The organism is Bilophila wadsworthia ATCC 49260, from assembly GCF_000701705.1.
In the GTDB taxonomy this organism is placed as follows: Bacteria; Desulfobacterota; Desulfovibrionia; order Desulfovibrionales; family Desulfovibrionaceae; genus Bilophila; species Bilophila wadsworthia.
The window spans coordinates 12453-39153 of record NZ_JNJP01000027.1 but is presented as its reverse complement, the minus strand read 5'-3'; the positions used below and the strand labels follow the sequence as shown (position 1 = coordinate 39153).

26 protein-coding genes, 2 tRNA genes and 1 pseudogene are annotated in these 26701 nt (G+C 58.8%); 24 read left to right on the top strand and 5 right to left on the bottom strand.

The genetic code is table 11. The features are described 5' to 3' along the window. Nucleotides 1-4: 4 nt before the first annotated feature. The 8 genes from tkt to T370_RS0110865 all read left to right on the top strand — a co-directional run bounded on the left by tkt (nt 5) and on the right by T370_RS0110865 (nt 6923). Nucleotides 5-1999, top strand: a complete 1995-nt coding sequence (gene tkt / locus T370_RS0110900) for a transketolase (RefSeq protein WP_029435740.1) — start codon at nt 5-7, stop codon at nt 1997-1999. A 316-nt stretch (nt 2000-2315) separates the two neighbouring features. Beyond that, nucleotides 2316-3617 (top strand): tRNA (guanosine(37)-N1)-methyltransferase TrmD, encoded by a 1302-nt coding sequence (gene trmD, locus T370_RS0110895; RefSeq protein WP_005029481.1) that lies wholly within the window; start codon nt 2316-2318, stop codon nt 3615-3617. A 176-nt stretch (nt 3618-3793) separates the two neighbouring features. Continuing rightward, nucleotides 3794-4141 carry a 50S ribosomal protein L19 gene (rplS, locus tag T370_RS0110890; protein ID WP_005029482.1) on the top strand — a complete coding sequence of 116 codons (348 nt, stop codon included), beginning with the start codon at nt 3794-3796 and terminating at the stop codon, nt 4139-4141. A gap of 133 nt (nt 4142-4274) precedes the next feature. Then, complete coding sequence (locus tag T370_RS0110885; protein WP_005029484.1) at nt 4275-4988, top strand: ribonuclease HII; 714 nt, start codon at nt 4275-4277, stop codon at nt 4986-4988. Next, on the top strand, nt 4985-5386 hold the full coding sequence (locus T370_RS0110880; protein ID WP_005029486.1) for a YraN family protein: 402 nt from the start codon (nt 4985-4987) through the stop codon (nt 5384-5386). The genes T370_RS0110885 and T370_RS0110880 overlap by 4 nt, the downstream gene beginning before the upstream one ends. After that, nucleotides 5328-6161: a 16S rRNA (cytidine(1402)-2'-O)-methyltransferase gene (gene rsmI, locus T370_RS0110875; RefSeq protein ID WP_005029487.1), complete on the top strand. Its 834-nt coding sequence runs from the start codon at nt 5328-5330 to the stop codon at nt 6159-6161. Before T370_RS0110880 ends, rsmI begins: the two co-directional genes overlap by 59 nt. A gap of 3 nt (nt 6162-6164) precedes the next feature. Then, nucleotides 6165-6626: an SsrA-binding protein SmpB gene (gene smpB / locus T370_RS0110870; protein WP_029435738.1), complete on the top strand. Its 462-nt coding sequence runs from the start codon at nt 6165-6167 to the stop codon at nt 6624-6626. A 221-nt stretch (nt 6627-6847) separates the two neighbouring features. After that, nucleotides 6848-6923, top strand: a tRNA-Ala gene (locus T370_RS0110865). Between the two features lie 545 nt (nt 6924-7468). Here T370_RS0110865 and T370_RS0110860 read toward each other — a convergent pair. Next, nucleotides 7469-9943, bottom strand: coding sequence for a diguanylate cyclase (locus T370_RS0110860; RefSeq protein WP_029435737.1), 2475 nt, complete (start codon nt 9941-9943; stop codon nt 7469-7471). A 261-nt stretch (nt 9944-10204) separates the two neighbouring features. Continuing rightward, on the bottom strand, nt 10205-10375 hold the full coding sequence (locus T370_RS25525) for a hypothetical protein (RefSeq protein ID WP_005029495.1): 171 nt from the start codon (nt 10373-10375) through the stop codon (nt 10205-10207). 232 nt (nt 10376-10607) lie between these two features. Between T370_RS25525 and T370_RS0110850 the strand changes: the two genes are divergently transcribed. Continuing rightward, nucleotides 10608-11057 carry a universal stress protein gene (locus T370_RS0110850; RefSeq protein WP_029435736.1) on the top strand — a complete coding sequence of 150 codons (450 nt, stop codon included), beginning with the start codon at nt 10608-10610 and terminating at the stop codon, nt 11055-11057. Between the two features lie 61 nt (nt 11058-11118). On the opposite strand, the gene T370_RS0110845 is transcribed toward T370_RS0110850, so the two are convergent. Further along, complete coding sequence (locus T370_RS0110845) at nt 11119-11868, bottom strand: potassium channel family protein (RefSeq protein WP_029435735.1); 750 nt, start codon at nt 11866-11868, stop codon at nt 11119-11121. Nucleotides 11869-12251: 383 nt separating this feature from the next. Between T370_RS0110845 and T370_RS0110840 the strand changes: the two genes are divergently transcribed. The 15 genes and pseudogenes from T370_RS0110840 (at nt 12252) to T370_RS23615 (ending at nt 25076) form a co-directional block, all read left to right on the top strand. Then, the gene (locus T370_RS0110840; protein WP_248604250.1) at nt 12252-14876 is read left to right on the top strand and encodes a sensor domain-containing diguanylate cyclase; all 2625 of its coding nucleotides are present in this window, start codon (nt 12252-12254) and stop codon (nt 14874-14876) included. A 132-nt stretch (nt 14877-15008) separates the two neighbouring features. After that, a complete protein-coding gene (locus tag T370_RS0110835; protein ID WP_029435733.1) occupies nt 15009-15428 on the top strand; it encodes a PaaI family thioesterase in 420 nt (139 codons plus the stop codon). Between the two features lie 63 nt (nt 15429-15491). Next, nucleotides 15492-15965, top strand: coding sequence for an NfeD family protein (locus tag T370_RS0110830; protein ID WP_005029506.1), 474 nt, complete (start codon nt 15492-15494; stop codon nt 15963-15965). 24 nt (nt 15966-15989) lie between these two features. After that, on the top strand, nt 15990-16922 hold the full coding sequence (locus tag T370_RS0110825; protein WP_005029508.1) for an SPFH domain-containing protein: 933 nt from the start codon (nt 15990-15992) through the stop codon (nt 16920-16922). 221 nt (nt 16923-17143) lie between these two features. Further along, nucleotides 17144-17815: an iron-sulfur cluster repair di-iron protein gene (ric, locus tag T370_RS0110820; RefSeq protein WP_029435732.1), complete on the top strand. Its 672-nt coding sequence runs from the start codon at nt 17144-17146 to the stop codon at nt 17813-17815. A gap of 217 nt (nt 17816-18032) precedes the next feature. Further along, nucleotides 18033-18119 (top strand) — tRNA-Leu (locus tag T370_RS0110815). Nucleotides 18120-18383: 264 nt separating this feature from the next. Further along, nucleotides 18384-19603: pseudogene (locus T370_RS22865) on the top strand (tyrosine-type recombinase/integrase). Further along, nucleotides 19600-19767, top strand: a complete 168-nt coding sequence (locus T370_RS25520) for a hypothetical protein (RefSeq protein WP_169739150.1) — start codon at nt 19600-19602, stop codon at nt 19765-19767. Before T370_RS22865 ends, T370_RS25520 begins: the two are co-directional and overlap by 4 nt. A 104-nt stretch (nt 19768-19871) precedes the next feature. Next, nucleotides 19872-20849 carry a hypothetical protein gene (locus T370_RS0110800; RefSeq protein WP_248604249.1) on the top strand — a complete coding sequence of 326 codons (978 nt, stop codon included), beginning with the start codon at nt 19872-19874 and terminating at the stop codon, nt 20847-20849. A gap of 123 nt (nt 20850-20972) precedes the next feature. Continuing rightward, nucleotides 20973-21188 (top strand): helix-turn-helix transcriptional regulator, encoded by a 216-nt coding sequence (locus tag T370_RS0110795; protein WP_029435730.1) that lies wholly within the window; start codon nt 20973-20975, stop codon nt 21186-21188. A gap of 627 nt (nt 21189-21815) precedes the next feature. Continuing rightward, nucleotides 21816-22166 (top strand): plasmid mobilization protein, encoded by a 351-nt coding sequence (locus T370_RS0110790; RefSeq protein WP_029435729.1) that lies wholly within the window; start codon nt 21816-21818, stop codon nt 22164-22166. Further along, the gene (locus tag T370_RS0110785; RefSeq protein ID WP_029435728.1) at nt 22160-23374 is read left to right on the top strand and encodes a relaxase/mobilization nuclease domain-containing protein; all 1215 of its coding nucleotides are present in this window, start codon (nt 22160-22162) and stop codon (nt 23372-23374) included. Before T370_RS0110790 ends, T370_RS0110785 begins: the two co-directional genes overlap by 7 nt. A 12-nt stretch (nt 23375-23386) precedes the next feature. After that, complete coding sequence (locus T370_RS0110780) at nt 23387-23758, top strand: hypothetical protein (RefSeq protein WP_029435727.1); 372 nt, start codon at nt 23387-23389, stop codon at nt 23756-23758. A gap of 2 nt (nt 23759-23760) precedes the next feature. Further along, nucleotides 23761-24465 carry a nucleotide-binding protein gene (locus T370_RS0110775; RefSeq protein WP_029435726.1) on the top strand — a complete coding sequence of 235 codons (705 nt, stop codon included), beginning with the start codon at nt 23761-23763 and terminating at the stop codon, nt 24463-24465. Further along, nucleotides 24462-25076, top strand: a complete 615-nt coding sequence (locus T370_RS23615; RefSeq protein WP_029435725.1) for a hypothetical protein — start codon at nt 24462-24464, stop codon at nt 25074-25076. Before T370_RS0110775 ends, T370_RS23615 begins: the two co-directional genes overlap by 4 nt. Before the next feature lies 1 nt (nt 25077). Here the strand turns inward: T370_RS23615 and T370_RS23610 are convergent, their stop codons facing one another. Both T370_RS23610 and T370_RS24345 read right to left on the bottom strand, forming a co-directional pair. Continuing rightward, nucleotides 25078-25380, bottom strand: a complete 303-nt coding sequence (locus tag T370_RS23610; RefSeq protein WP_051643821.1) for a 4Fe-4S dicluster domain-containing protein — start codon at nt 25378-25380, stop codon at nt 25078-25080. Nucleotides 25381-25398: 18 nt separating this feature from the next. After that, on the bottom strand, nt 25399-26697 hold the full coding sequence (locus T370_RS24345) for a 4Fe-4S binding protein (RefSeq protein WP_081847541.1): 1299 nt from the start codon (nt 26695-26697) through the stop codon (nt 25399-25401). Nucleotides 26698-26701 lie beyond the last annotated feature (4 nt).

Sequence of the window (26701 nt, the reverse complement as noted above, 5' to 3'; positions counted from 1 at the left end):
AGTCATGCGTTCCCGTAAAGAACTTGCCGATGCCATTCGTATCCTTTCCATGGACGCCGTAGACAAGGCCAAGTCCGGCCACCCCGGCGCGCCTATGGGCATGGCCGACATGGCGGAAGCCCTGTGGCGCGGCGTGTTGCGTCATAATCCCGCCGATCCCCATTGGGCTAATCGTGACCGGTTCGTCCTGTCAAACGGCCATGCCTCCATGCTGCTCTACAGCGTGCTGCATCTCACCGGCTATGACCTGAGCATGGACGATATCAAGAATTTCCGCCAGCTCGGCTCCCGTACGCCCGGCCATCCCGAAAAGGGTGTGACCCCCGGCGTGGAAACCACCACCGGGCCGCTCGGACAGGGCTTTGCCACCGCCGTGGGCATGGCTGTGGCTGAAAAACTGCTCGCCGCCGAGTTCAACCGCGACGGCTTCCCCATTGTCGATCACCACACATACGTGTTCCTCGGCGACGGATGCCTCATGGAAGGGCTGTCGCAGGAGGCCTGTTCCCTCGCCGGGACTCTCGGCCTCGGCAAGCTCATCGTCATGTATGACGACAACGGCATTTCCATCGACGGCGACGTCCACCAGTGGTTCGGCGACGACACGCCCGCCCGTTTTGAAGCGTGCGGCTGGCACGTCATTTCCGGCGTGGACGGTCACGATGCCGCCATGCTCGACGCGGCGCTGGTCCTCGCCCGCAAGGAAACCGAGCGTCCGACCCTGATTTGCTGCAAGACGACCATCGGTTACGGTTCCCCCAAGAAGGGCGGGACGGCATCAAGCCACGGCTCGCCGATGGGGGCGGATGAAAACGCCGCCGTGCGTGCCGCGCTCGGCTGGAAGGACGAACCGTTCGTCATGCCGCAGGACATCAAGGATGCGTGGGACGCCCGCGAGCGCGGCGCAGCGCTTGAAGGCGAGTGGAAAGCTCTGTTTGCCGCCTATGCGAAAGCCTATCCCGATCTCGCTGCCGAATTCGAGCGCCGGATGAGCGGCACATTGCCTGCCGACTGGGAAAGCGTTTCCTCCTCCGCCATCGCCCGTTTTGACGCGGACAAGCCGAAGGTCGCCACCCGTATCGCCAACCGCGACGTCCTGAACGCCATCGCTCCGCATCTGCCGGAACTGTTCGGCGGTTCCGCCGACCTGACCGGTTCCGTGGGCACGTGGCACGAAAAGGCTTCCCGCATCGGCCGCAACGACTGGAACGGCAACTACCTGTCCTACGGTGTGCGTGAATTCGTCATGGGTACCGTCATGAACGGCCTTGCGCTGCATGGCGGGTTCATCCCCTACGGCGGCACGTTCCTTGTGTTCTCCGATTATGCCAGAAACGCCATCCGCCTGTCCGCGCTCATGAAGCAGCGCCTTGTCTGGGTATTGACGCACGATTCCATCGGCGTCGGAGAGGACGGCCCCACGCACCAGCCCGTCGAGCATGTGAGCAGCCTGCGCCTTATTCCCGATCTGCTCGTGTGGCGTCCCTGCGACGCGGTGGAAACCGCCGTGGCGTGGAAGGTGGCTCTTGAGTCCGCCCAGCCTTCCTGCATGGTGCTGACCCGTCAGGGCCTGACGCCGCAGACCCGCACGGAGGAACAGCTTGAAGCCGTGAAGCGCGGCGCGTATATCCTCAAGGATTGCGAAGGCACACCCGAGGTAATCCTCATCGCTACGGGTTCCGAAGTGCAGCTCGCCGTTTCCGCCGCCGAAGCGCTGGCCGGGAAGGGCCGTAAGGCGCGCGTGGTTTCCATGCCTTGCGCCGAGTTTTTTGACGCGCAGCCTGCCGAATACAAGGAAAACGTGCTGCCCCGCGCCGTGCGTGCGCGCGTGGCGGTCGAAGCTGCCTCCGTGGACGGTTGGTGGAAGTACGTGGGGCTCGACGGCGCGGTGGTCGGCATGTCCGGCTTTGGCGAGTCCGCCCCCGGCGACGTGCTGTTCAAGCACTTCGGGTTCACCGTCGATCATGTCGTTGACGTTGCCGAAGGCTTGTTGAAGTAGAAAAACGAATCGGGGGAGGGAGCTTTTTGCAAAAAGCTCCCTCCCCCGTACCCCCACCCGCAAAAACTTCAACTGGTGGGGAGGGGACACGGAAGGAGTTCAGGAAGGACGAGCGTTTTTTCTGTATTGTCGACGTGTCCCGTTTTTGTGTCCCGTAGTATTCTCCCTTTTTTCCATATACGGGAAACCTGCGGACAGGGATTCGATAAGGGCGAAAGTCTTGGGAAGAGAGGGGATGGGGTTTGGGGAAGGGGGGAGAAACCTTTCTTCAGAAAGGTTTCTCCCCCCTTCCCCAATCTTCATACAAAACAAAGCAATGCGAATTAATATACTGACTCTGTTCCCGGAATGGTTTGCATCCCCGCTGGATACGGCGCTGCTCGGCAAGGCGCGCGAGGCGGGGCTTGTCGAATTCGATATCCTGAACCCCCGCGACAGGACGGAAGACCGCCACCATATCGTGGACGACCGTCCTTATGGCGGCGGGCCCGGCATGGTCATGATGCTGGAACCGCTGGTAAAGACCTTGCGGGAACTGGAAACGGAGCGGGGCGGAGCGGGGCGGATCATCATGCTCGCCGCCGCCGGTAAGCCGCTCACGCAGTCGCTGGCCCGCGAGCTGGCGCGGGAAGAGACGCTGACGCTGGTATGCGGCCGGTATGAAGGCATCGACGCCCGGCTCATGGACATTTTGCCGGTCGAGCAGGTCAGCGTGGGCGAGGCCGTGCTCAACGGCGGGGAGGCCGCCGCCATGATGCTGGTGGAGGCCGCGACCAGGCTCATCCCCGGCTTCATGGGAAAAGAGGAATCCGGAGACGACGAAAGTTTTTCGGCGGGCCTGCTGGAGTATCCGCACTTCACGCGGCCCGAAGTCTTTGAGGATGTGCCCGTGCCGGATGTGCTGCGTTCGGGCGATCATGGCCGTATTGCCAAGTGGCGGCGCGAGCAGTCGCTGCGGACGACGCTGCGGGTCCGGCCCGACATGCTGGACGGGGCGCCGCTGACGTCGGACGACATGGAGTACCTGCGGGAAACGGTGGAGGCCGCTGGACGGCTCCGCCTTGGCCGCAACCTCCATTGTGCGCTGGTGCATTATCCCGTTTTCCTTGGCGATCGCAAAACCGGCGCAACCTCTTTGACAAACCTCGACGTTCACGATATAGCACGGTGTTCTCGCACATATGGACTGGGGAGTTTCACGGTTGTAACCCCCTTGAAGGATCAGCAGACCATTCTGGAAACGCTGGTCCGCCATTGGACGGAAGGGCCCGGCGGCGTCTCCAACCCGGATCGCGCCGAAGCGTTCAGCCTCGTCCGTATGGCTTCCGATGTGCAGGGAGCCATTGATCTTGTGGAAGCACGCACGGGACAGCGCCCGGTTCTGCTGGGAACCAGCGCGCGGGACAACGGCGTCATGACGCCTCAGGCTGTGCGGGATCTGCTTGTGGACCGTCCGGTCCTGCTCCTTTTCGGGACAGGGCACGGGATGGCCCCGGAGATTCTGGATGCCTGCGACGGCATACTGAGGCCGCTGCGGTGGATGGATGCGTACAACCATCTCCCGGTGCGTGGGGCGGTCGCCATTACCCTTGATCGGGTGCTCGGCGACTGCTGTTAGAGCCTCTTCACGGCCGCGCCTTTGCGGTACGGTGCAATGCTCTGTGTTGATACCTCCCCCGGCGACGGGGCGAGAGAGCGCAAGCGACAGCCCGTTTCGGGAGTCACCGACAAACGAAGCGACATAACTTCAGGTTGCCCGTCAGACGGGGCAACGACTTCTTTGAGGAGAAGGACATGACCATCATCGAAAAGATCGAACGCGAACAGATGCGCCTTGATATTCCCGCTTTCAAGCCCGGCGACGCCGTGAAAGTGCACTTCCGTATCGTCGAAGGTGAAAAGGAACGTATCCAGGTGTTCCAGGGCAACGTGATCCGTATGCACCGCGGCACCGTGGGCGCTACCGTGACCGTTCGTAAGGTCTCCGACGGCGTGGGCGTGGAACGTATCTTCCCCCTGCACTCCCCCTTCATCGATCACATCGAGCTGGTGACCGAAGGTTCCGTGCGCCGCAGCCGTCTGTACTACCTCCGCGATCTCAAGGGTAAGGCTGCCCGTATCAAGCCCAAGAAGCGCTACTAGTTCCCCATCAGGGAAGAGGGGAGTTTTTCCCCGCAGTGAGGCGTTTCCCGCCCGGCGACGGGCGTTCTGGAAAAAGGGATCTTTCCTGCAAAGATCCCTTTTTCCCTTTTTGGTCTTTTGTTACGGAGAGTGTATGGCTGGCCGCAAAAAATCCGTATCCGTGCAGGAAGAGCTGCTTCTGTGCCCTTCCGCGAAGCCGGGCGACTGGTTCCCCGGCATACCCGTTTCGGCGGTTGCCGGGATCGATGAAGCCGGGCGGGGCTGCCTTGCCGGTCCCGTGGTTGCGGCGGCGGTGATTTTGCCCGAAGGCGCGGTTATTCCCGGCCTTGCGGACTCCAAGGTGTTGTCGCCTACCCGCCGGGACGGTCTGGCCGCCGAGATCGGGGCCGTGGCGCTGGCTTGGGGGCTTGGCGTCGTCTGGCCTCCCGAAATCGATCGCATCAATATTTTGCAGGCGACGCTCAAGGCCATGTGCCACGCCGCCAGCGTGTTGAAAGTCCGGCCCAAAGGGTTGCTCATCGACGGCAACCAGACGATCCCCGAGCCGCTGTTCCGGCAGCGCGCGGCGTGCTGGCCATCGTCCCCGCGCCAGAAATCCATTGTGGACGGCGACGCGCTGGTCCCGGTCATTTCGGCGGCGTCCATCATCGCCAAAACATTCCGTGACATGCTCATGGATAAGCTCGACCACCGCTATCCCGGCTATGGTTTTGCCAAGCACAAGGGCTACGGCTCCAAAGAGCATTTTGCCGCCCTGCGCGAGCTTGGGCCGTGCCCCATGCACCGGAAGACGTTCCGGGGCGTTTTGCCCGAACAGCAGACGGCGCGGCAGGGCTCGCTTTTGTGACCTTGCGGCAGGAAAAGGGGCGCGCCGGAGAGGATGCCGCCGCGGATTGGCTGAAAAAGGCCGGGATGCGGATACTCGCCCGCAATTGGCGCAGCGGTTCGTATGAACTGGATCTTGTCTGCCGGGACGGGGACGAACTGGTTTTTGTCGAAGTCCGTCTGCGCGGCAAGGGGAGCCTTGCTTCGCCCGAGGCGAGCATGACGCCCGCCAAATGCCGCAGCGTGGTCAAAGCCGCCCGAGCCTACTTGTCCGCAAGCGGGGAATGGGATGTTCCCTGCCGATTCGATCTTGTCTGCGTCCGTGACGCGGGCGCAACCTTCGAACTGGATTATTACCGCCATGTCTTTGACATCTCCGAAATTATGGGTAGTGGCGACGCCGCTTGGCAACCCTGGTGATCTTTCTCCCCGTGCGCGGGAAGTGCTGGAAGGCGCGGATATGGTCCTTGCGGAAGATACCCGCCGGGCGGGGCTGCTGTGCCAGCGCTGTGGGGTGAAAGCCAAGCGGTTCATGAGTTTTCATGACCATAACGAAGAGAGCAAGCTGGACGAAGTGCTGGGCCTGTTGAATGGAGGCCGGACGCTTGCGCTTATTTCCGACGCCGGGCTGCCGTTGGTGGCTGACCCCGGCTACCGGCTGGTCCGGGCCTGCCGCGCGGCGGGGATTCCCGTATCGGTGGTTCCGGGGCCGAGTGCGCCCGTGACGGCGCTCGCCGGGAGCGGCATCGCGCCGCAGCCGTTCGCGTTTTTGGGGTTCCTTCCCCGCAGCCGCTCGGATCAGGAAAAGACGCTGGCGCCCTTTGCCAATCTGGCATTGACGCTTATCTTCTTTGAACGTAAGGACCGATTGAGCGAAACGCTCTCTGCTGCCCATGCTGTGCTCGGCCCACGGGAACTTTGCATTGCCCGCGAACTGACCAAAACGCATGAGGAATACCTTCTCGGGCGGTTGGAGGACGGCGTCCCGGCGGGCGTTGAGTTGCTTGGCGAGATCACGGTGGTGGTCGGACCGGCGGAGGCCGGAGGCGTGACGGACAGGGAAGAGGTGTTTCGCCTCATCGCCGAGGAGCGGGAACTGGGCGGTTCGCCCCGGGACGTTGCGCGCCGGGTGCAGACCCGGACGGCCGGATGGACGGTCAAGAGCATTTACGCGCTGCTGTCCGCAAGGAGGTAAGCTATGAGCGCCAAGAAATCGGGCGGCCCCCTTATTGGGGATAACCGTAAAGCCCGTCATATTTATGAATATCTGGAAACCATTGAAGCGGGTATTTCCTTGACCGGGCCCGAGGTGAAAAGCCTTCGTGCCGGGCAGGTGAACTTCACGGACAGTTATGTGGAGTTCAGGCGCGGCGAAGCGTGGCTGATCGGCCTGCACATTGCCCCGTATACGAATGCCGGGTACGTGGAGCAAAACGCGGACAGGCCCCGCAAACTGCTGATGCACGCACAGGAAATCGCGTCGTTTGCCGCGAAAGTGGAACAGAAGGGCCTGACCGTGGTTCCGTCGAAGCTGTATCTCAAGTACGGGAAGATCAAGGTGGAGTTGGCTCTTGGACGGGGCCGCAAGCTGCACGATCACCGCGTGGAACTGAAGCGCCGTGCCGAGACCCGGGATATGCAGCGCGAATTGCGCGGATAACGGCGCCATCGGGAAGCATGACGGGAAGACGCTTTCGGAGCGCTTCGCCAGCCGTGTTCCCTTTGGGATGTTCACGGGATTGAGGGGTATACGATGGAGGCGGCGTTTGGGAAAGCCCCGCTCATTTCTCGCAAAGGGAAAAATACGGATGCCCTGGGCCGTTTTGCTTGACAGCGTGAGGGTGATCCCGTATAGAGATTCCCGTTGCTACGGCGACCTTTGGGGATGTAGCTCAGCTGGGAGAGCGCAGCGTTCGCATCGCTGAGGCCAGGGGTTCAATCCCCCTCATCTCCACCAGAAAGACTTCTCAAGAACTCCCGTGAGTGCTCATAAGTGCTCACGGGAGTTCTTCTTTTGTCCTTTTCCCGTGCTCAAATGCGCTCATGTTTTCTCGATTGAAACCATTGCAGCTCACATTTTTTTGGGGCAACAATGTCTCTGACAGATACGCGCATCAAGACTGCGAAGCCCGCTGAGAAAATCTACAAGATATACGATACCGATGGGTTCCACAGGCCGTATATTCACAAGAAAGAAAAATAAAAATGGTACGTGGTCGCCTTGGTCGTCAGTTATCACTGACTCTCAGATTGGCGACGGCATCACTAACACCAACGGCATCATCTCCGTCCCCGAAGTCATTTCTTCCGGCACACAGTTACTCCCGCTTTTGGGGCTCCTTGCGGGGAGCCTGATGCGTGTGTGTTTGCACCGTCTGTGGACTCACACTGGTTGCTTTCTGTGAATGCAAGCCGATCGCGCACAGGCAAAGGCCCCTTTCCGTTGTCGAACGGGAAGGGGCCTTTGCCTGTTTATGGATATTCCGGAGTGCGGTGGTAACGCTAGGCGTCGTTTCGTGGCCCTTGGGGCATGAGAGGCATCCCTTTGCCACCCGAGGGCAGGGCCTTTGTTTCCGTTTCTGGCACTTCCCCGTACACGGCGAAGTGACCGCGCCCGGTGTTTTTGATCTGGTACAAGGCGGCGTCGGCCTTGGCGAACAGTTCGGCGTAGGTCTTGCCGTCACGCGGGAACAGGCTTATGCCGATGCTTGCCGAGATGACATAATCCTGCCCGAGGGAGACATGGGCGAGCTCGACGGAGAGCCGCCTGCATTTGGCTTTGAGGGTTTCGAGCCCATCGGAAAGGGAAATGTCCTTGGCGAGCACGACGAATTCGTCCCCGCCCGTGCGCCCGACGATGTCCGTGGCGCGGAACGTCGCGCGCAGGGTAGCCGCCACCGCCTTGATCACCGAGTCCCCGAACAAGTGCCCGAACGTATCGTTTGCGTATTTGAACTTGTCGAGATCCACAACGATGAGCGCGTGGTTCCTCCCCTCCTGCAACTCAAGGGAGACAAGGTGTTCCGTAGTGATCTTGTTGTAGATCTGCGTGAGCAGATCCGTGCTTGCTTCGTGGCGGAGGCGGTCTTCCTCGAGCTTCTGGTGGTGGATGTTCGTGAGCTGCCCGATGAGCTTGATGGCGCGCCCGGTTTCGTCACGGATGCTGCGGAAGCGGATCGAGTACCACTGATAGCCTGCTTCCGGCTGAAGCAGGCGGAGGGTGAGGGCATAGGAATCGACCCCCTGCTCAATGCGGCGATAGGCCTCCTGAAGCGTTTTCGCGTCCTCGGGCAGGAGCATGTTGAGCAGGTTGTCCTGATGCCGCCTGTAATTAGGGATGACCCGGGGCTTATGGAAAATGGTTTCGTAGCGTTCCGAGCACGTCATCTCGTCGGTGTCGTAGTCGTATTCGAAGATGATGTCGTTGGTCAGCTCCGCGACGATGCGGTTCCGCTGCTGTTCCAGCTCCAATGCCCGCATGGTGTTTTTCTGCTTGCTGACGTCCACGAACACGCCCTGAAATACGGGCACGCCGTCACGGTGTCCCACGAGGCTGGCTTGGAGATAGATCCAGACGACACCTCCGTCCCTGCGCAGGATGCGGTATTCGGTATGCACCGGGATGTTGCTTGCGAGGCTGGAACGGAACGCGCCGAGCAGGTGTGCCCGGTCGTCGGGGTGCACCACAAGCAGGGCTTCGTCGTGCACGTCCTGCTCATATTCCGCGTGGCTTCTCCCGGCAAGCGCGTAAAAACCGGCGTTTGCCCAGAGCACACGGAGGTTGTCCGTGAGTTCGAGCCGCGCCACCCCGCCTCTGACGCCGTTGATGACGGCTTCAAGCTCCTGCGAGGTTTCAGTCGCCCGGGCGCTGGCCTCTTCGGCCTCCCGTGCCCGTTCTTCTGCTATGCTGAAGCTTGCCTTGAGCCGCTGGACCATCGTGTTGAGGGCGCGGGCCAGCTTGCCGAGCTCATCCTCGCGCCGGATGTTTAGGGAACGATCGAGATCGCCCGAGGCTACGCGCTCGGCGAACTCCACCCCCTCTTGAAGGACACCGGTGACTTTACGCAGGATGAGGTAGATGAGCAGGGTGACGAGCAGCAGCGCGCCCACGCAGCTCAGGATGATGTCGCTGCGGAGGTTGCGTACCCCGGCGAGCATGGCTTCCTTGGATGCGGCGGCCACAATGATCCACCCGTTGGGCAGGGCCGTATAGGCGCTGTACATGATCTGCCCCTGCGGGTTCCTGTATTCCAGAAACCGATCTTTGTCCGCGGTGGCTTCCTTGATGAAGCGCTGTTCGGAGACATTGTCGGCGAACATCTTGTTACGGTCCCTGTGCATGATGACCGAGCCGCCCGGCGTGCAGACGAAAACGTACCCCATGCCGTTGAGGGTGACGGGATCGACGATAAGGCGCGTGAGGTGCTCCATGTTGATCGCGCCGACGAGCACGCCGGATACTTTGCCCCTGTCATAGATGGGGGTGGAGATGATGAACGCCTTTTCCTGCGTATAGGGAAGGACAAGCGGACCGTCGAGGGTTTGTGCGCCTTGCAGCGCCTTGTGGAAATAGGATGAGGTTTTCCGGCTGGTGGCGTTCTCGCCCGGATTGACGCTGGCGATCACGGTCCCCCTGCTATTGAGGACGGCCAGCCCGTCGATGCTTGGGAAGTCGAACACGGCCCGCCGCAAATGACGGGTAAGGAGCTTGCTCCGTTCGCCCTCGGGGGATTCATCAGGGTTGCGGAGCAGCTCGATGATGGCGATGCGATCCGCCACTGTGAGCAAATGCTGGCGGGTGAGGTTCATGACGGTGGTGAGTTCGCGCCCCACGGCGTCGAGCGTGGAAATTTCAAGGATGCGGGTAGCCTCGGCCACGGAATCCCGGGCGTCGCTGTATGCCTTCCATCCGATGAAGGACGTGGCGAGCGTCACAATGACGCTGATGGGAATGATCATGCGCGCGATAAGTGACATCGTATCTTTCTCGTGTTCAAAACCAGTAGGGGGGAGGAGCCCTGAAGGGCGAAGAGGGGGTTCGAGAGAAGATACGCGGGGAAAAGGAAATGTAAACTATAATCCGGGCGGAAGCGTTGCGGGAGCGAGGGATGGCCGCCGGATCGGAGCGGCTAGGGGCGGAGAGGCCGTTTTGCTGAAAGGCGGTGTCCGGGCACCGGGATCGCCCCGCAGGGGAGCGGGTGAAACGAAAGCCCCGAAAGCCGGGCTTTCGGGGCGAACCTATCCGCGCGTCTTGCGCCAGCCGTCAAAACGTTCCTGAAATATTTTTGAATCTTGCCTGGTCCGTGTGGACACCATCCAGAGGAAGACGCAGATTGTGAGGGCCACAAGGCCCACAAGGGCGAGCAGGATGTATACGATAACCGTCAGAATGGCAAAAATCGTTTCCATAGGGTTGCCTCCATGTCCAATCTTAGCAGAGAACGGCTCCGCGTCAAAGAGGGCACAAGGGTGCGGGCGGGGAAGGCGTAAGGGGGAAGGTTCCGGACATGCAGCCGACGGGATGGGGGACGGCCCGCCATACTGCGGCGTGCCCCAACATCCTTGACTTTAGCGTGTTCAGAGCTATTGTGGAGACAGAGGAAAAGGCGTTTCCTATCACTTCATTACGGAGGCATCATCTATGGAAGTGAAGAAGATTCTCTGTGCGGTGGACTTGGAAGACACAATTGCCCCTTCCGTTGAATATGCGAAGATGATGGCGTCCATGACCGGGGCCTCCATTTTGGTTGCCTATGTCATCCCGGCTCACACGCCGTATGAGGATGTGTATCTTTCCGTCAACAACCAGCCGAATGAAGTGAACAATCCCAACGAAACCATCCAGAAGTCCATGAACGACCTCTTGGCGGAACAGTTCGCCGGGATGGATGCCACGGGCGTCATTCTTGTGGGGCGGCCTGCCGAAGAGCTGGTAAAGCTGGCTGAAGAGAAGGGTGCCAACCTCATCGTCATGGGCACGCACGGGCGGGCGGGGTTTGACCGCCTGCTGTTCGGGTCCGTCGCCCATGAAGTGGTGCGGGCAGCGCCATGCCCGGTGATGACCGTCCGGCCCCTCATGCCGAAGAAGTAAGCGATAAGGGTGCCCTTCCGATTGGGGAAGGGCGCTTTTTTTACGCTCTGAGCCCATCCGGTCAATCGTTCTCCCCGGAAGGGGGCGCCTCCCGGCGCCTTGCCTGGGCGCTTCCGGAAAGGCGGGCTTTTTCCTGCTGCTTCAGTTTACGGTTTTCCGCGAATTGATTGACGATCATGGCGACGATGACCAGTGAGTACATGTACGCGATCAAGGCCACGAGGATGGTGGCGTTCTTGGCGACCCATGTATGGGGCGTGATGTCGCCGTAGCCGATGGTCAGGATGGTCACGTAGCTGAAATAGAACAGATCACGGAAACCCTGCCCGCCGGGCGTGAGCCCGGAAAACGAGCCCGGTTGATGGAACTCCACGGCGACGAAGACGAAAAAACCGCAGTAGCCGATGAGGAGCAGGCCGCACAGCGCCGCGAGCACGCTTTCCCGGTCCACCAGCGGGGCCGTGTAGATCTGCCGGAAGAGTTCGAGCGTCACCCACCCAAAGAACACGACATAGGCGAATACAAGATACTCTCGCAGATTCAGGGGCGTGAAGCTGTCCAGCAGGCGCCCGACGATGAGCAGGCCGCCGAGGAAGAGCAACAGGGTCAAGAGGTATCCCTTCCGCCGGATATCGAAGAGGGTGATCCCCGCGATGAGCTGGATCGGCAGGTAGATGGTCTGCGCGATGCCGTCGTAGATGTCTTCGGGGAAGAAAATGTTGACGACGATCGTGCACAGGAGTGAAGCGAAGAGGAGGTCGAAACGGTATTTGTAGGCTTCCGATCGGATGTGGTGCGGATGCTCGGGCATGGGCGGCGATCCCTCGTTGGAGGATTGAGCGGGTGTGCTTCCGTTCTTAGGAGAAAAATGCGCGGCGGTATAGGGGGATATCCGGAGATCCGCCGTGAAAATGAAGCAGGTATAAAAGAGGTTGCGGCGCGGCCTGATTTGAACGTGATGAAAAGGGGAAGGGAGGCGTCCATAACCCCAGGGGCATGGCGGCGTTCCTCCGGTGGCCGGAAGCGCGGGGCGGCGGAAAAGTTGAAAAGTATGGCGGGAACATTTGCGAAATGCCGACTGGGCAGGTATGCTCCCACTGCGTCTGAGCGCGCCGGGGAGAGGCGCTTTCCTTGGCGCTGTGGGGATGTGATACGGGCGGTTCCGGGGGGAGATCCGCCAGACAACGGAGGGGAATGGTGAGAGCGGTCCGCACCTTTCGGGGGAGAAACGTCTACGTTTTGTGCCTCCTTGGCATTTTTGCGCTTTCGGTTCTGGTCGCGCTCTCCTTCCTGGAGTTCAGGAGCGAAAACCGGGAACGTATCCAGGCCGTCAACAACGCCTATCTTGAAGAGATTGCCCGCCAGTCCAATCTCCGCATCTCCATCAGGATGAATGCCGCCATTGCCTATACGGCCATGTTCGCGGAGCTTTTTTCATCGGTTGAGCGCCTGACCGGGCCGGATGCCGCGGCTTTGCTGCAAAACATGGCGGGCCATTACGACTTCCACGATGTCCGCGTGTTCACGCCCGATGGGAAAGGCCGCGATTTGGAAGGTTCCGTCCGCGTGGAGCCCGGCGAGCCGTGGTTCCAGGACGTGCTGCGCGGCAATCACGACGTGCGTTTCATCCGTAACGGGCATGGCCCGGACAATCTGCTCTTTTATTCGCCCATCATCAGGGACGGGGAGATCGTCGGCGCGGTAGCCGGCGTGTATGATATGTCCATCCTCTCCCGGATCATGGATATGAGCTACTTCCACGAGCGCGGCTACAGCAATATCCTGACGTCCAGCGGCGAGTCGGTCACGACCTCGCGCCACACGTCGAACATCATCGGCGGCAGTGAAAACGGGCTGGAAGCGTTTGAAGCCAACGCCGTAATGCTGGACGGCTATACCTTTGAAGGGCACAGGACGATGCTCCGTGACGGGACGTCGGGTTTTATCCGGTTCTCCGTGGGCGGATACGGGCGCACGGCCTATATCACGCCGCTGGGCATCAACGATTGGCGCCTTGTGACCATCGTGCCCGACGCCGTCACCGAGGACATCTGCGATCCGATCAACCGGGGCGCGTTGTCGTTCTCCATCAAACTTTTCCTTGCTTTTGTGATGAGCGCCATGCTTATCAGTTTCATCATCTTCCGTACCCGGCGGGAGGTAGAGGGCGTGAATCAGGAAAGAGACTCGATGGCCGACATTTCACCGGGCGGCATCGTAAAGTGTACGCGCGATGATTTCCGGATGCTCTATATCAACCAGGGATGCCTGGAGCTTGCGGGCTATTCGCGTGAAGAGCTGGAAGACAGGTTCCAGAACGTGTTTCTTGGGGTCGTGTACCCTGAAGACCGGGATCGGCTTACCGCTCTGATGCGGGAATGCGGTTCGGAGCCGCTGCAATGCGAATACCGCATCGTGACGCGTTCCGGCGAAGTGCGGTGGATTCTGCACCGTATGCGCCTTGCGGTGGAACAGCGCGGCGCGGCGTGCCTCTATTGCAGCATGACCGACATCACGGACGCCAAGGAAGCGGAGTTGAAGCTCCGCATGAGCAACGAGCGTTTCCTGATCGCCATTTCCCATACCGACGACATGCTGTTTGAATATGTATACGCCACGGGGCGGATCATGCGCATAGCCGGGAAGGGGGCCTCTCTGACGGAAGCGTCGCTGCACGAAGCGATGGATGAGATCGGCATGGACGAAGAGAGCAGGAAGGCCATGGAGGGCGTCCTGGAGACATTGCGGTCCGGGGAAGCCTCGGCCTCCGTGGTGATGCGCTCCGGAAACGGCTGCAGCCGATGGTTCCGCGTCACGCTGACCAATCTTTTCGATGACGAGGGCCGCCCATACTCCGCGCTCGGCACGCAGGAAGACATTACCGAACTGAAGGAAGCCGAGCTCCGTTTTGCCCGTGAGGAGCGGTACCGGGAGGCCATGCTGTCCAAGACGATAGCGTCTTATACCGTGAACCTGACGCGGGACAGGCTGCTGTCCCGGTACGCGGATGGTGAAGAGCTGGGCGTGGAAGAGCCGGACGCGTCAGCCGCCGCACGGTTCCGCAAGGCTGTGGAGGTGTCCGTACACCCCGAAGATCAGCAGGGCGTCCTGCGTTTCTATGCCACGGAATCCCTGTTGCAGCTGTACGCGGCGGGGCAGGGGGAAACGTCGCTGGAATACCGCACGCTGCGCGGCGACACCTTCATCTGGGTGTCCGCCTCCATTAACCTGTTGAAAGATCCGGCCTCCGGGGATCTGCTGGCTTTTGGTTACCTGACGGACATCACGGAACGGCGGCAGCGCGAGGCTGAATTGGTCTATAAGTCCGAGCGGGACTTTCTGACGAAGCTGTATAACCGGTCCGCTGTGGAAAAACGGTTTTCCGAGTATGCTGCTTCGGCCTCTGGGGACGGATTACTTGCCTTCTTCAGCATGGATTTGGACGGGTTCAAGAATGTCAACGATACGCTGGGGCATCTTGAGGGCGACAGGCTGCTGCAATTGGTCGCACGTGAGCTGGAGTCGTGTTTCCGTATGGACGACATTGTGGGCCGCTTGGGCGGGGATGAGTTCATTGCGCTCATGTATGGCGTCTCAACCCGGGAAATCATTGAGCGCAAGGCTGAGGAGCTGTGTGCGCGCATCCGGTCCATCCGCATGGCGCACCCCCGTTACAGCGGGGTTTCGGTAAGCATCGGCGTGGCCATTGCCCCGGAACACGGGGATTCGTTCGAAGAGCTGTATGCCAAGGCTGATGTCGCCTTGTACCACGCGAAGCAGGGCGGGCGGGATCGCTTCGTCATATACGGCGGGGAATAAGGCCCGGATTCCGCAAAGAAGGCGGGCACGGGCTGTTGACAGGAGTGCCGTGAGCATGGAAAATCGGTTGTCTGATGGGTGCCGCCGTCCGAGGGCTGGCGGGCCGAATGATTTGTATTGCCGGGAGACAGGATGTTGACGCTGGAAGAGATTCGTGCACATTTTCGACGGCATGACCCCGTGTCCTCCTCGTTGGGGATTGAGGTGCTGGACGTGGGAAGGGAGTACAGCCTTGTCGAGATGCCGCCGCATGGATGCCAGCTCAACGGCATGGGAGCGGTGCACGACGGAGCCGTTTTCGTTCTGGCGGATGTGGCGTTTGCGGCGCTTTCCAATGCGAACGGCCTGTACTGCACGAATGCCCAGACCTCCATTTCGTTTGTGCGTTCCGGCCGCGTGGGGCCCCTGCGTGGGGAAGCGCGTGTGCTCCGTTCGGGGAAGCTGCTTTCCACATACGAGGTCCGGGTAACCGATGCCGAAGGGGGCCTTGTGGCCGTGGCGACCATAACAGGCTATGGCGTCGGCGCGCGGCTTCCTCTGGGGGATGCATAGCGTTTGCGGGTTCCGCATCGGGTGTTCCGTTGCGGGGTGTACTCAAAGAAGGAGGAGGGTGCCGTGTCTGTCGCCGCCATGTGGTTTATTCTGGGCATAATCTTGCTGGCCGTGGAGCTGGTGTCTCCCGTGTTCGTGCTGTTTTTTTTCGGCCTTGGCGCGTGGGCGGCGGGGGTGACGGCGCTGTTCGTGGACGATCTGGCCATTGAAGTGGTCGTCTTCGGAGCCTCGTCCGTTGTGTTTCTCCTTTCGCTGCGTCGGTTGTTTGTCCGCAGCTTTCGAGGAAAGACGCAGATTTCATCGGATGCCGCGTCGGTGGGGCTGCCGAATCTGCATGCCGGGAAAATGGGGACGGTAACCCGGCCCATTCCGGTAAACGGGGTAGGGGAGATTTCGGTGGGCGGCAGTTTTTGGCGCGCGGTGTCCCCGGAAGCGCAGCCGGAGGGGGCGCAGGTGCGTGTCTTGGGGCATATCCCCGATGACGAACTGACGCTTGAAGTGGTTTCCGGTGGGGAAAACTCCCGGAATCCTGCGTAGCTATTCAAACATGGAGAGCATAATATGCTTGATTTGATCGGTTCTTCGTTGACGGTTTTCGTTTTCTTGGCGTTGCTGGTTATTTTCGTCCTGTTCAAGACGGCGCTTGTCGTGCCGAACCAGCAGGCGGTGGTGGTCGAGCGGCTCGGCAAGTTCCACGCCGTTCTGTTCGCAGGCTTTCATATCCTCATCCCCTTCATTGACGCCGTGGCCTACCGCCGCTCCCTGAAAGAAGACGTTCTGGACGTGCCCAAACAGACCTGCATCACGAAAGACAACGTGAGCGTGGATATCGACGGCGTGCTTTACCTTCAGGTGGTGAACCCCGAGAAATCCGCCTACGGCATCAGCGATTACATGTTCGGTTCCGTGCAGCTTGCCCAGACGGCTTTGCGTTCCGCCATCGGCAAGCTGGAATTGGACAGGACTTTTGAGGAGCGCAGCACCATCAATCAGGAAGTCATCTCCGCGCTGGACGCCGCCACCGCGCCGTGGGGCATCAAGGTGCTGCGGTACGAGATCCGTGACATCACGCCGCCTTCCGGGGTCATGCAGGCGATGGAAAAGCAGATGCGCGCCGAACGTGAAAAGCGCGCGCTCATCGCGCAGTCCGAGGGCGAGATGCAGGCCCGGATCAATATGGCGGAAGGCGCTAAGGCCGCCGCCATCGCCGAATCCGAAGGCAAGTTGCAGGCGATGAAAAATCAGGCCGAAGGCGACGCCGTACTGATCCGGGCGGTTGCGCAGGCCACCGCCGACGGCCTTGCCACCGTCGCCGACCAGATGGAAAAGCCGGGCGGTACGCAGGCGGCGAACCTGCGCGTTGCGGAAAACTATCTGGAACAGTTCGGCAAGCTCGCCAAGGAGGGCAACACCATGATCCTGCCCACGGATCTGGCGAACATTTCCGGCCTCGTCAGCAGCCTCACTTCGGTGATCAAGCAAGCCAAGGCGTAAGAAAGAAATCACGAACAGGGCGGCTTCGGCCGCCTTTTTTGTTGTCTCCACGGGGGGCGGCGCGTAGGTGCGGGCGAGGCTTCGCGGGGCTCACCGGGCCTGCATGATGAAGCCGTGAGCCTGGAACGGCGGTATTGTTTTGATTATAGCCCTTTATACTAAAAGGTTTTTTCCGTGCCCCATGCTACGGTCCTTCCATACCAAAGCATTGGAGGCTTATTATGCAGAATAAATGGCATGAACACTCCGTTGGCAACATCGTGGTGAATTTCCCTCTGTCTTCCGCCATATTCCGTGCTGCGGGCATCGACTACTGTTGCGGCGGTGGGCGTCTGCTCGGCGAAGTCATCAAGGAACAGCGCCTTGTCGACAGCAATATTTATAAAGCGCTGGATGAGCTTGCCGCCCGTACGGAAAAGCCCGCTGAGCCTTTTTCCGAAATGAGCGCCGAACGGCTCGTGGAGTTTATCCTGACGAAGCACCACAGCTATCTGTGGGGAGCACTTCCGGAAGCGCATGAACTGATTGTGAACGTGCTCAAGGCCCACGGAAGGCGCCATCCCGAGCTGTACGACGTGTATAAACTGTTTGGCCAGTTGTCGCATGAGATGGAACCGCACCTGATCCGTGAAGAAACGGAACTCTTCCCGGCCATCGCCAACAGTGAGGCGAAGGAACACTGCCAAGCTCTGGTGCATATCCTGGAAGAGGAGCACGAAGCCGCGGGGACTCTGCTCAAAAAGCTCCGCCATGCCACAAACGACTACAGCGTCCCCTGCGACGGATGCGATACCTTCCGCGAACTGTACAAGAAACTTACTGAAATCGAAGAAGATACCTTGCAGCACTACCATCTTGAAAACAACATCCTCTTCAAGAAAATTCTTGCGTAGTCCGTTGGAATCGTAAGAGGTTTACTCCTGTGGCGGACAATCCGCCCGTCCGGCGTCTTCGCCGTGACTCAGAGGATGGCATCTCCAGTTACGGGGTGGCGCTGAACCGAAGTCGGGCGGGAAAACGGAAGGCAGAGTGGTTTTCGCTGAAATTTCTTCCGAAAGGGCGTTTTTTCGCTTGCCAGCTCTGAATGTTTTGGGTATACCTCCCTTCCATGCCGAAGTGGTGGAATTGGTAGACACGCTAGGTTCAGGGTCTAGTGAAGGTTCCTTCATGGGAGTTCGAGTCTCCCCTTCGGCACCAACAAGAAGTCCAAAATAGTCCATAGGAGACCGAAACCACAAAGAAAAATGTGATTTCGGTCTTCTCTTTTTGTCCAGTAAAAACCAAGTACCCACGTGGACACCCCCAAAAATCGTTGGTAGATTCGCAGGTACCAATACCACAACGCCATTTCGGCACGGCGAAATATCAGCACGCTAAAAATTTTCTTTGAATTTAAATAGATAGAGGTAGATTTTTCTGGTTTTCGCCGCACACTTCCGGACTGTTTTGGAGGATACCAACATGAAACTTTCCGATGCCGCTGTGCGGAACGCCAAGGCCAACGGCAAGGTGCAAAAGCTTTCTGACGGCGGCGGTTTATACCTGCATGTGACGGCGACAGGCAGCAAATTATGGAGAATGGCCTACAGATTTGAGGGCAAGCAGAAACTTTTGAGTTTTGGCGCATATCCGGCGGTTTCGCTGAAAGATGCCCGCCATAGGCGTGATGACGCCAGAGAGTCGCTTGCCAAGGGGATTGATCCCGGTGAGGAAAAAAACAGGCCAGAGAGGCCGTACTCGCAAAAGAGCGGGAAGAACGGGACACCTTTGAATTTGTGGCGCGGGAGTGGTTCGCCAAGTACGAGCCGACGCTCTCCGAAAAACACGCCAAAAAATTACGTCGCTATCTTGAAAATACGAGTTTCCCGGCCATTGGCGGGAAACCTGTCACCCAGCTTGAACCTGCCGACTTTTTGCAGATCGTTCAGCCCTCGGAGCGTCTCGGCCATCACGAAACAGCCCACAAGCTCATGCGCCTGTGCGGACAGGTGACGCGCTATGCCCGCATCACAGGCCGCGTGAAATACGATGTGGCCGCTGGATTGACCGAAGCTTTGACGCCGGTACAGACAACCCATTTCGCCGCTGTTACCCTGCCGGACGACATTGGCCAGCTTCTGCGGGATATTGATGCCTATGTCGGCTATACCTCCGTTGTCTATTGCCTGAAAATCCTGCCCTACGTTTTCACTCGCCCTTCGGAATTGCGGCTTGCGCACTGGAGCGAGTTTGACTTCAAAAACGCCACATGGATCATTCCGGCATCGCGCATGAAAATGCGGCGCGAGCATGTGGTGCCGTTGTCCAAACAGGTGCTGGTCTTGCTGAATGAGCTTCACGCCTATACCGGCAACGGAAAACTGCTTTTCCCCAGCGTCCGCGCACTCACTACTCCCATCAGCGATGCCGCGCCGTTGGCCGCGTTGCGGCGCATGGGCTATGGCAAGGAAACCATGACTCTGCACGGCTTCCGGGCAATGGCCAGCACAAGACTCAATGAACTTGGCTTCCGAGCGGATGTTATTGAAGCGCAGCTTGCGCACAAGGAGCCGGACACCGTTCGCCTTGCCTACAATCGCGCGGAATATATGGATGAACGGTGTCGTCTTATGCAGGCATGGGCGGATTATCTGGATGGACTACGCAACACACAACAGAAAAGAAGCAAGGAGGAAGTATGAAAGAGAAGGCCAGGTCCGATCGTGAGGTTTGTATCTCCATTGGGAAAATAGAAGGAGAAGCCCAGGTGACGAGCAACGACACCGGCTGGAGCGAAGAAGAAAAGGAGCGTATGAGGCAGGCCGGTTACGACGACATGGATATAATCCGGGAGTGGTATAGCTGAGCAATGCCTTTCATATTTAAACGGGCGGCACGAGTTTTTGCCATGAAAATTCGTGCCGCCCGTTTCCATATTGTCCAGCTACGATGTTTGAGCTATTTTTTCCCATGTCAGACCAGCAAAAAATATCCATGGGCAGGGTACGGCAGGCATACGATCTGACCGCCAATGAAGTCGAACAGCTTATTCAGTCCCTTTGGCCCGACGCCGTGTTTCCTGTGGAGTTATGGAACAGGACGCATGAGACATTTTGGCGGGCTTTTGCGGATGCTCGTCAGGCCGTCTACAAAATGGAAAGCCCGACGTTGCCTCAGGTGGACCTGTCGCTCAAAAGATTTCAAACATACCTGCTCGCCCATGACATCATGGACTTTTTCAGGAGGCTCTCCCTGAATATCCATGTCAATGTGCTGAAACCGGGACTGACATCTATTCTTGAAGAGTCCTATGAAGATATGGAGTCCATATTTTCAAAGGAACGAGAATTTCTGTTCAACAGTCTGGATAGGCTGAACACAGAAAATATTTTCGAGCAGTATTCACCGGATTCGGCACTGTTTGAGAAGCCGGTATGTTCCATTCCCGTTTCAAGCTACCACTTTATTGCGCATATCTTTGTCGATACCATAATGGTGGATAGAGACTCCGCTATCAGGCATCTCCGTCATTATCCCCTGCGCCGGGAAGTAAAAGGCATCACCCGCGCCCTTGTGGAATCCGTTTTACGGGCAGCTCCGTCGGAATCGGCTGTTGCTGATAAAGCGGCGGTACTTCCCACATGTGAACGGTCGCCACAGGATGGAAAACTCGTTTTTTACGTTCCTGGCGCCATCTGGGAAGGAAGACCCGACACGGCTGTCCGTGACGCCATGAAAGAGAAGTATCCCCTCGCGGTGATCGCCTACGTTCTGCTGTACTGGTGCGGTCCCCAAAAATCCGAGGCAGGCCATAAAGCCCCACAGGGCCGGAAGACGCATGTGGGCCGCCTGCTTGCGGAAAAAGAGTACAAGGACGAAAAATCCTATCGCAATCTGATGGATATGCTCCTCAAGGAAGCGGATGCATACTCCATACTCAAGGTATGACCAGTCTGCTGTTTTCCCGTCTTTTTTAGATTTTCCCGCCATTTTTCCGTCCGATTCCCTCACGGGAATCTTTTGACGTGTGCCAGACTCTCCTGAAATTCAGCAAGATTCAGGAGAGTTTTTATGTCACGATCTGATACGAAAATCCCCTCGTGTGGTTTTTTTCGTCTTCCTCAAGTCATCGCCCTGATTCCCATAAGCAAGAGCGCCTGGTGGGAAGGCTGCCGTACCGGTCGCTATCCCAAGCCCGTGAAGCTTGGCCCTCGCACAACAGTCTGGCGAGTTGAAGACATCAAGGCGTTCATCGAAAGCGTGGGTAAGGACGGCAGCCATGAATAGCGATATCCAGCAGCCCGGTTCCTTTCGGAGATATAGTGAACGTCTATCGCCTTGTCTCATCTCGACTGAATATCCGCGACTCGCCAAAGGAAATTTGTTCTTCAGGAACACCAAGACCGTAAAACAGAAAGGCATTTCTCGCCTCTCAAGGCTCTCCCCTATACAGACACGTAGCGGACACGATACACACAAGGCCGCCCCGGTTTATGCTCCACAGAGTTTTCCCGATACATGCGCTGTTACCGTCCGTCATGCGTTCATGGACCCGCCCCGGCCCGCTCACCATGCTGACTACACTTTGAGCCGGACACTGGCCGGAGGTGTTTCGTATGGTGTTCAGGCTCATGCCGCATACCGTCTCTCCATGAGCTGGATGTTTACCCGGTGCTGTCGTCATACCCACCAGCGACATGCTGGATACAACTCCGCTTCACCCCCGGTACGTACCCGCCACATTCCTGATGCCCGCATCATGCATCCCCGTTTTTGCGCGGATGCCTGTTCATTCGTCCGGCCTTGTCTCCGAAGGCCAGCCTACGTTTCGTATAGACGCTTCGCGTCATACTGCACGGCTGGCGAGGGGCGTTGCCCCTTCGAACCCCGGAAAGCCCAAAGGCAGGGAAAGCGGTGAAGCGCGTCAAGCCCGTCCGCAACGCCGCCGTCGTCGTGCGCGTGTTCCCGGAGGAGCGTGACATTCTCCGCTTCAATGCCGCGCTGCACGGCATGAGCATGTCGGACTACATCCGCCAGACCTGCCTTGGCATCCGCCTGCGAAAAACGCCGGAAGAGAAACGGCGGCTGCGGGAGCTGTCCCGCATCGGCGCGAACATCAACCAGCTTGTGAGATGGGCCAACACCTATAAGCGGGCGGCGGAAGCCGTGGAGGTATTGACGGCGCTGGCGGGCATCGAACAGCGTATTATCGAGTTCGCATCATGCGCCTCAACGGAAGATGAACCGGAGGCGAAGCCATGCTGATGAAAGTCTTTCCGCACGGCACCGGGGAAGGCGACAAGCCCAGCCGCTATCTTGTACGCCCGGACTATCCGGGGAGAGACACAGCCCCGCCCCAGGTGCTGCGCGGCGACCCAGCTATGACCCGCGCGCTTGTCGACAGCATAGAGCGGCGATGGAAATTCACTTCCGGCGTTCTGTCATGGCACCCGGATGATAAGGTGAGCGAAGAGCAGGAAGAGGAAGTCATGGACGCCTTCGAGCAGGTGGCCTTCGCCGGGCTGGAAGCGGATCAACGCAATATCCTTTGGGTGCGGCATACGCACGCCGGGCATCACGAGCTGCATTTCCTCATTCCACGCTTGGAACTTTCCAGCGGCAAGGATTTCAATGCTTGTCCTCCCGGCTGGCAAAAAGACTTTGACGTGTTCCGCGACCTGTTCAACTGGCGCGAAGGCTGGGCGCGTCCCGACGACCCGGCACGGGCGCGGGATGAGCTTCCGAAAAAGGCCGACCTGTTCAAGGCGCGAATGGCGAGATGGGGCAAGGAAATCAGGGAAAGCGACCGCGACCGGGCTAAAGAGGTCATTCACGCCTTTCTCAAGGAAAAAGTGGCGCGGGGACTTGTCCGGAACCGGGAAGATATTCTGAGCGCCCTGAAGGAACAGGGGCTGAGCATCAACCGCGAAGGCAGGGACTACATCAGCGTCATTGCCCCGGACAGCGGCATGAAGATGCGCTTCAGGGGAGGCTTTTACGCCAGGTGCTGGACGCCCAAAGATATCCCAGAGGAAGAGTCCGAGGAAAAAAAGAAGGAAACGGCGCGGCGCATGGTCGCCCGTCTGCAACAGGACTTTGAGCGCGTCATTGAAAAACGCGCCGCCTGCAACATCAAACGCTATCCGGTAAAATGGAAACAGCTCCCTGACGAGGAAGCCCTCCTTTTGCCCCAGCTTCAGGAGGATACCATTCATGACCGAAACAGAACGGATGCTGATGCAGAGCCTGAAACGGATGGAGGAGAACTGCAACGCCCGGCTGACGGCCTTCGGCACGAGGATGGACGTACTGGAGGACAGGCAGATGCTGATTCAGACGGAACTGCGCGCCTTGAAGCGATTGTTCACCGATGTCAGCGAAGTGTACAGCAGCTTGCGGACCTTGTTGGCGACCTTGAAAAACGGCGCATAGCGCGGGAACGGCAGAGCCGACCGCGTATGCGGATGCGATAGGGAGCGTCACACATGGGAAAGTTCAAACGCATTCCGGTGAAAGACATCAATGCCATGCGGAAAATCCTTGACGACCTGCCGGACAGAAATCTCGGCAAGACACGGGAGGAAGCCGCCGAACTGCTCAACGCCAACATCCTGAAAGCGATTGAGAAGGGATACACGGTGAGGGAACTGGCGGACATCATGGCCCAGGGCAATGTGGTCATTCCCGCGCCCGTCATCCGGGCAAAGGTGCTTCCCCAAAAGGCGGTTCCGCGAAAACGCGAGCTGAAGCCCCGGCCTGAAGCCGTGAAACCCGTCGCGGTTCCTCCCGTCATGTCCCAAACACAAGAAGATATACCGGAATACTACACGCCGGACAAACCCGATACGGAGCTTTGATCATGAACATTCAAAACAGCGTGTTCTATGTCGGCGGCAGCAAGGGCGGCGTCGGCAAGAGCCTCTTTTCCTTCGCCCTCGTGGACTATCTGCTCAACAGAAACACGAACATTCTGCTTGTGGATACCGATACCGACAACCCTGATGTCTTCAAGGCGCACAAGGAGCTTGTCCTGTCGAATCTGCTTTGCCGTCTGAACAGTCTGGACGATGCCGATGGATGGGCCGACCTGCTGGACACTGTGCAGAGCTACCCGGAGCATGCCGTGGTCATCAATGCCGCCGCCCGCACCAAGACCAGCACGGCCAGTTACGGCGACATCATGAAGGAAGCCCTGCGGGAGATGCGGCGGGAACTGGTTGTTTTCTGGATAATCAACCGGCACCGCGATTCCATAGAGCTTTTGCATTCCTTTCAGGAAGTGTTCACAGACGTGCCCATCCACGTTTGTCGGAACCTGTATTTCGGTGAAGCGCGGCGTTTTGATTTGTATAACACTTCCAAAGCGCGGGAAGCGGTGGAGAAGAACGGCAGGACGCTGGACTTTCCGGCTGTCGGCAACCGCGTGGCCGACTGGCTCTATTCCAGACGCATGTCCATCCGCGCCGCCCAGCCTGAAATGCCCTTCGGCACACGCGCGGAACTACAACGCTGGCGGGGAGTGTGCGCGAAAATGTTTGATTCCGTCATGGGAGAAGCTTCATGAGCATGGATACTGTGATTGCTCTCGGCAAGGCGTGCGGCAGGGAATTGTCCGAAACGGAGGCGACCCGTCTGCGGGAGGTCGGCAACAGCTTGAATCTCCGGGAGGACGACGCGCTCTGGCCGCTGCTGGCCGCGATGGAATATCAGCGCATCTACTATGAAGCCCTGCCGGAGAAAATCGCCGAGTCGTCCAGAGCCATCATGGACGGCATGGCCGCTGCCGCAGAAAAGGAAACTGCCGCCGCCCAAGCCCGGCTCACCGATAGCGTGGTGAAGGAATCGCGGAATCTTGCCTCGAAAATTCAATACGACAGGCTGGTGCCGATGGGACTGCTTGCCCTGATTTGCCTGCTGGCCTACGGGAGTCTGATGCTCTGGGCAGGCTTCCGTATCGACACCGGGCGGGATATGCCTCTGGCGGCGGTTCTGCATATGCCCTCCGGCTGGCTTATCAGTGGGCTGTGTCTCGCGGCGGGTGTATTTTGCGGTGCTTTGACCGCAAAGAGGTTCGCTGAAGCCAAGAGAGGCTGGTGGAAGAATGGGGGCATTGCGGTACTTTTTATAATGCTTGGTACGCTGTTATTCTCCCTTTCTCTCTCACGATTAGGATAGGTTATTCCAAAAAACCAGGAGGGATACCCAGCTTTCCCTCATTACTTTCAGCAGTTCTCCCTTGATGTTGTCCGGGCTCAAGCTCCAGCCCCGCCGCTTTGGCCGTCTTTTCAAAGGAGGCATCGTTCAGGCGCAGCGCGCCCACAGGCTCAACCACAATGGCCGGAGGAGATTTGGGGCAGTGCTTTTCACAGAACCCGCATCCGTAGCAGCGTTTTTCATGAACAACCGGCACCGGGGCTCTATGTCCTTTCTGCACAACGACATCCACCGCGCCGTAAGGGCAGTTTTCTTTGCACACCATGCAGCGCCTGTCTTCCGCCTAGGCAAGGCAGGTTTTCCGGTCAAGGACGGCGGTGCCTGCTTTGGCCCATTTCTTTTCTTCCAGCGGCAGGGCGTGTATGGCCTGCGTCGGACAAACGGCCCCGCAGGACGCGCAGTCCGGTCGGCACGCGCCGGAACGAGGGTCAAGAAATGGTGTGAATATCCCAGAAAAACCGGCCTGAAACCAGATCAGCTGCAAGCCTCCTGTCGGACAGGCTTTCATGCATTCGCCACAGCGTAGACAGCGGTTTAGAAAATCCGTTTCCGGGCGGCTGCCGGGTGGCTTGACCAGACCTCCCGATGCCGTTGATGGGTATAAAGCATCGGCATGAGAAAGGCCCGCAAGATTAGCTCCAGCGGCCAAAGACGTACAGAAGGCTCTCCGCGCGGGAAGTGGGGGGTGATGTGAAAAAGAGAATGCCGATGGGCTGTTGCCAAAGCCGAAGGAAACGGCCTTGTGGTTGCATACGGAAACACATGCCTGGCAGGTCAGGCATTCGGAAGGTTGCGACAGAACGGGGTTTTCTTTCAGAATCCCCGCCGGGTACTGTGCGGAGCAGCGCCCGCAGGAAGTGCAGTTTGTCGAAACATGCCTCTTCCAGAATGCGAACCGGGAAAACAGCCCCAACAAGGCCCCGGCCGGGCAGAAGCAGCGACACCAGAAACGCGGCCTGGCGCTCTCCAGCACGATGAGGACAAACCAGAATGCGCCTACAAACCATGAAGTATAAAAATATCGTGTGTCCGGGTGCCAGTATAACCAATCGATCGCTCCCGCCCGTTCCAGAAGCGGCGAGACCGCTTCCAGGCCCTGACCGATGCCTTCCAGCCCCAGCGGATGCAGGACAAGCGCATAAAGCCGTGTCGTCAGAGGAATGGGGCTTGCCCAGAAGGCAAGATTTACTCCACAGAGAGCGGCGGTCAGGATTACGGCCAGCACAAGGTATTTGAGGCTTCGCGGCACAGGGGCCGAAACGTGGCGCTTACCGCTTTTTCCCCTTCCCAGGAGGCGGCGAACTGCACCTCCGAAAATGTCCAGCGTCGCTCCCATCGGACAGAGCCAGCCGCAGAAAATGCGCCCGGCCAATACGGCAAGCAGGATGGTAAACACGGCGGGAAAAAGACCCGGGATAAGGGTTCGGATGACCAGAGGTATCGCCGTATCGGTAAGGGGATCAAGCAGCAGGAAAAGGTCTGACGGCAGACCGAAAAAACTCCCGGTTTCAGCCGTTCCCAGAAGCAGACAAAAAAGAACCAAACAGCTCGCCTGCACAAATCGTCTCAACTTGCCGCCCATACGA

Bases quoted from the DNA above. Each gene is read 5' to 3' on its own strand.
- T370_RS0110780 (WP_029435727.1), top strand. From the start codon at position 23,387: ATGGGAAAGTTCAAACGCATTCCGGTGAAAGACATCAATGCCATGCGG.
- smpB (WP_029435738.1), top strand. From the start codon at position 6,165: ATGAGCGCCAAGAAATCGGGCGGCCCCCTTATTGGGGATAACCGTAAA.
- T370_RS24345 (WP_081847541.1), bottom strand. From the start codon at position 26,697: ATGGGCGGCAAGTTGAGACGATTTGTGCAGGCGAGCTGTTTGGTTCTT.
- T370_RS0110835 (WP_029435733.1), top strand. From the start codon at position 15,009: ATGTTGACGCTGGAAGAGATTCGTGCACATTTTCGACGGCATGACCCC.
- T370_RS23610 (WP_051643821.1), bottom strand. From the start codon at position 25,380: ATGGTGTGCAAAGAAAACTGCCCTTACGGCGCGGTGGATGTCGTTGTG.
- T370_RS0110845 (WP_029435735.1), bottom strand. From the start codon at position 11,868: ATGCCCGAGCATCCGCACCACATCCGATCGGAAGCCTACAAATACCGT.
- T370_RS0110885 (WP_005029484.1), top strand. From the start codon at position 4,275: ATGGCTGGCCGCAAAAAATCCGTATCCGTGCAGGAAGAGCTGCTTCTG.
- T370_RS25520 (WP_169739150.1), top strand. From the start codon at position 19,600: ATGAAAGAGAAGGCCAGGTCCGATCGTGAGGTTTGTATCTCCATTGGG.
- T370_RS0110840 (WP_248604250.1), top strand. From the start codon at position 12,252: ATGGTGAGAGCGGTCCGCACCTTTCGGGGGAGAAACGTCTACGTTTTG.
- T370_RS0110795 (WP_029435730.1), top strand. From the start codon at position 20,973: ATGTCACGATCTGATACGAAAATCCCCTCGTGTGGTTTTTTTCGTCTT.
- rsmI (WP_005029487.1), top strand. From the start codon at position 5,328: ATGTCTTTGACATCTCCGAAATTATGGGTAGTGGCGACGCCGCTTGGC.
- T370_RS0110775 (WP_029435726.1), top strand. From the start codon at position 23,761: ATGAACATTCAAAACAGCGTGTTCTATGTCGGCGGCAGCAAGGGCGGC.
- T370_RS0110800 (WP_248604249.1), top strand. From the start codon at position 19,872: ATGTCAGACCAGCAAAAAATATCCATGGGCAGGGTACGGCAGGCATAC.
- T370_RS23615 (WP_029435725.1), top strand. From the start codon at position 24,462: ATGAGCATGGATACTGTGATTGCTCTCGGCAAGGCGTGCGGCAGGGAA.
- T370_RS0110860 (WP_029435737.1), bottom strand. From the start codon at position 9,943: ATGTCACTTATCGCGCGCATGATCATTCCCATCAGCGTCATTGTGACG.
- ric (WP_029435732.1), top strand. From the start codon at position 17,144: ATGCAGAATAAATGGCATGAACACTCCGTTGGCAACATCGTGGTGAAT.
- trmD (WP_005029481.1), top strand. From the start codon at position 2,316: ATGCGAATTAATATACTGACTCTGTTCCCGGAATGGTTTGCATCCCCG.
- T370_RS0110850 (WP_029435736.1), top strand. From the start codon at position 10,608: ATGGAAGTGAAGAAGATTCTCTGTGCGGTGGACTTGGAAGACACAATT.
- tkt (WP_029435740.1), top strand. From the start codon at position 5: ATGCGTTCCCGTAAAGAACTTGCCGATGCCATTCGTATCCTTTCCATG.
- rplS (WP_005029482.1), top strand. From the start codon at position 3,794: ATGACCATCATCGAAAAGATCGAACGCGAACAGATGCGCCTTGATATT.
- T370_RS25525 (WP_005029495.1), bottom strand. From the start codon at position 10,375: ATGGAAACGATTTTTGCCATTCTGACGGTTATCGTATACATCCTGCTC.
- T370_RS0110785 (WP_029435728.1), top strand. From the start codon at position 22,160: ATGCTGATGAAAGTCTTTCCGCACGGCACCGGGGAAGGCGACAAGCCC.
- T370_RS0110825 (WP_005029508.1), top strand. From the start codon at position 15,990: ATGCTTGATTTGATCGGTTCTTCGTTGACGGTTTTCGTTTTCTTGGCG.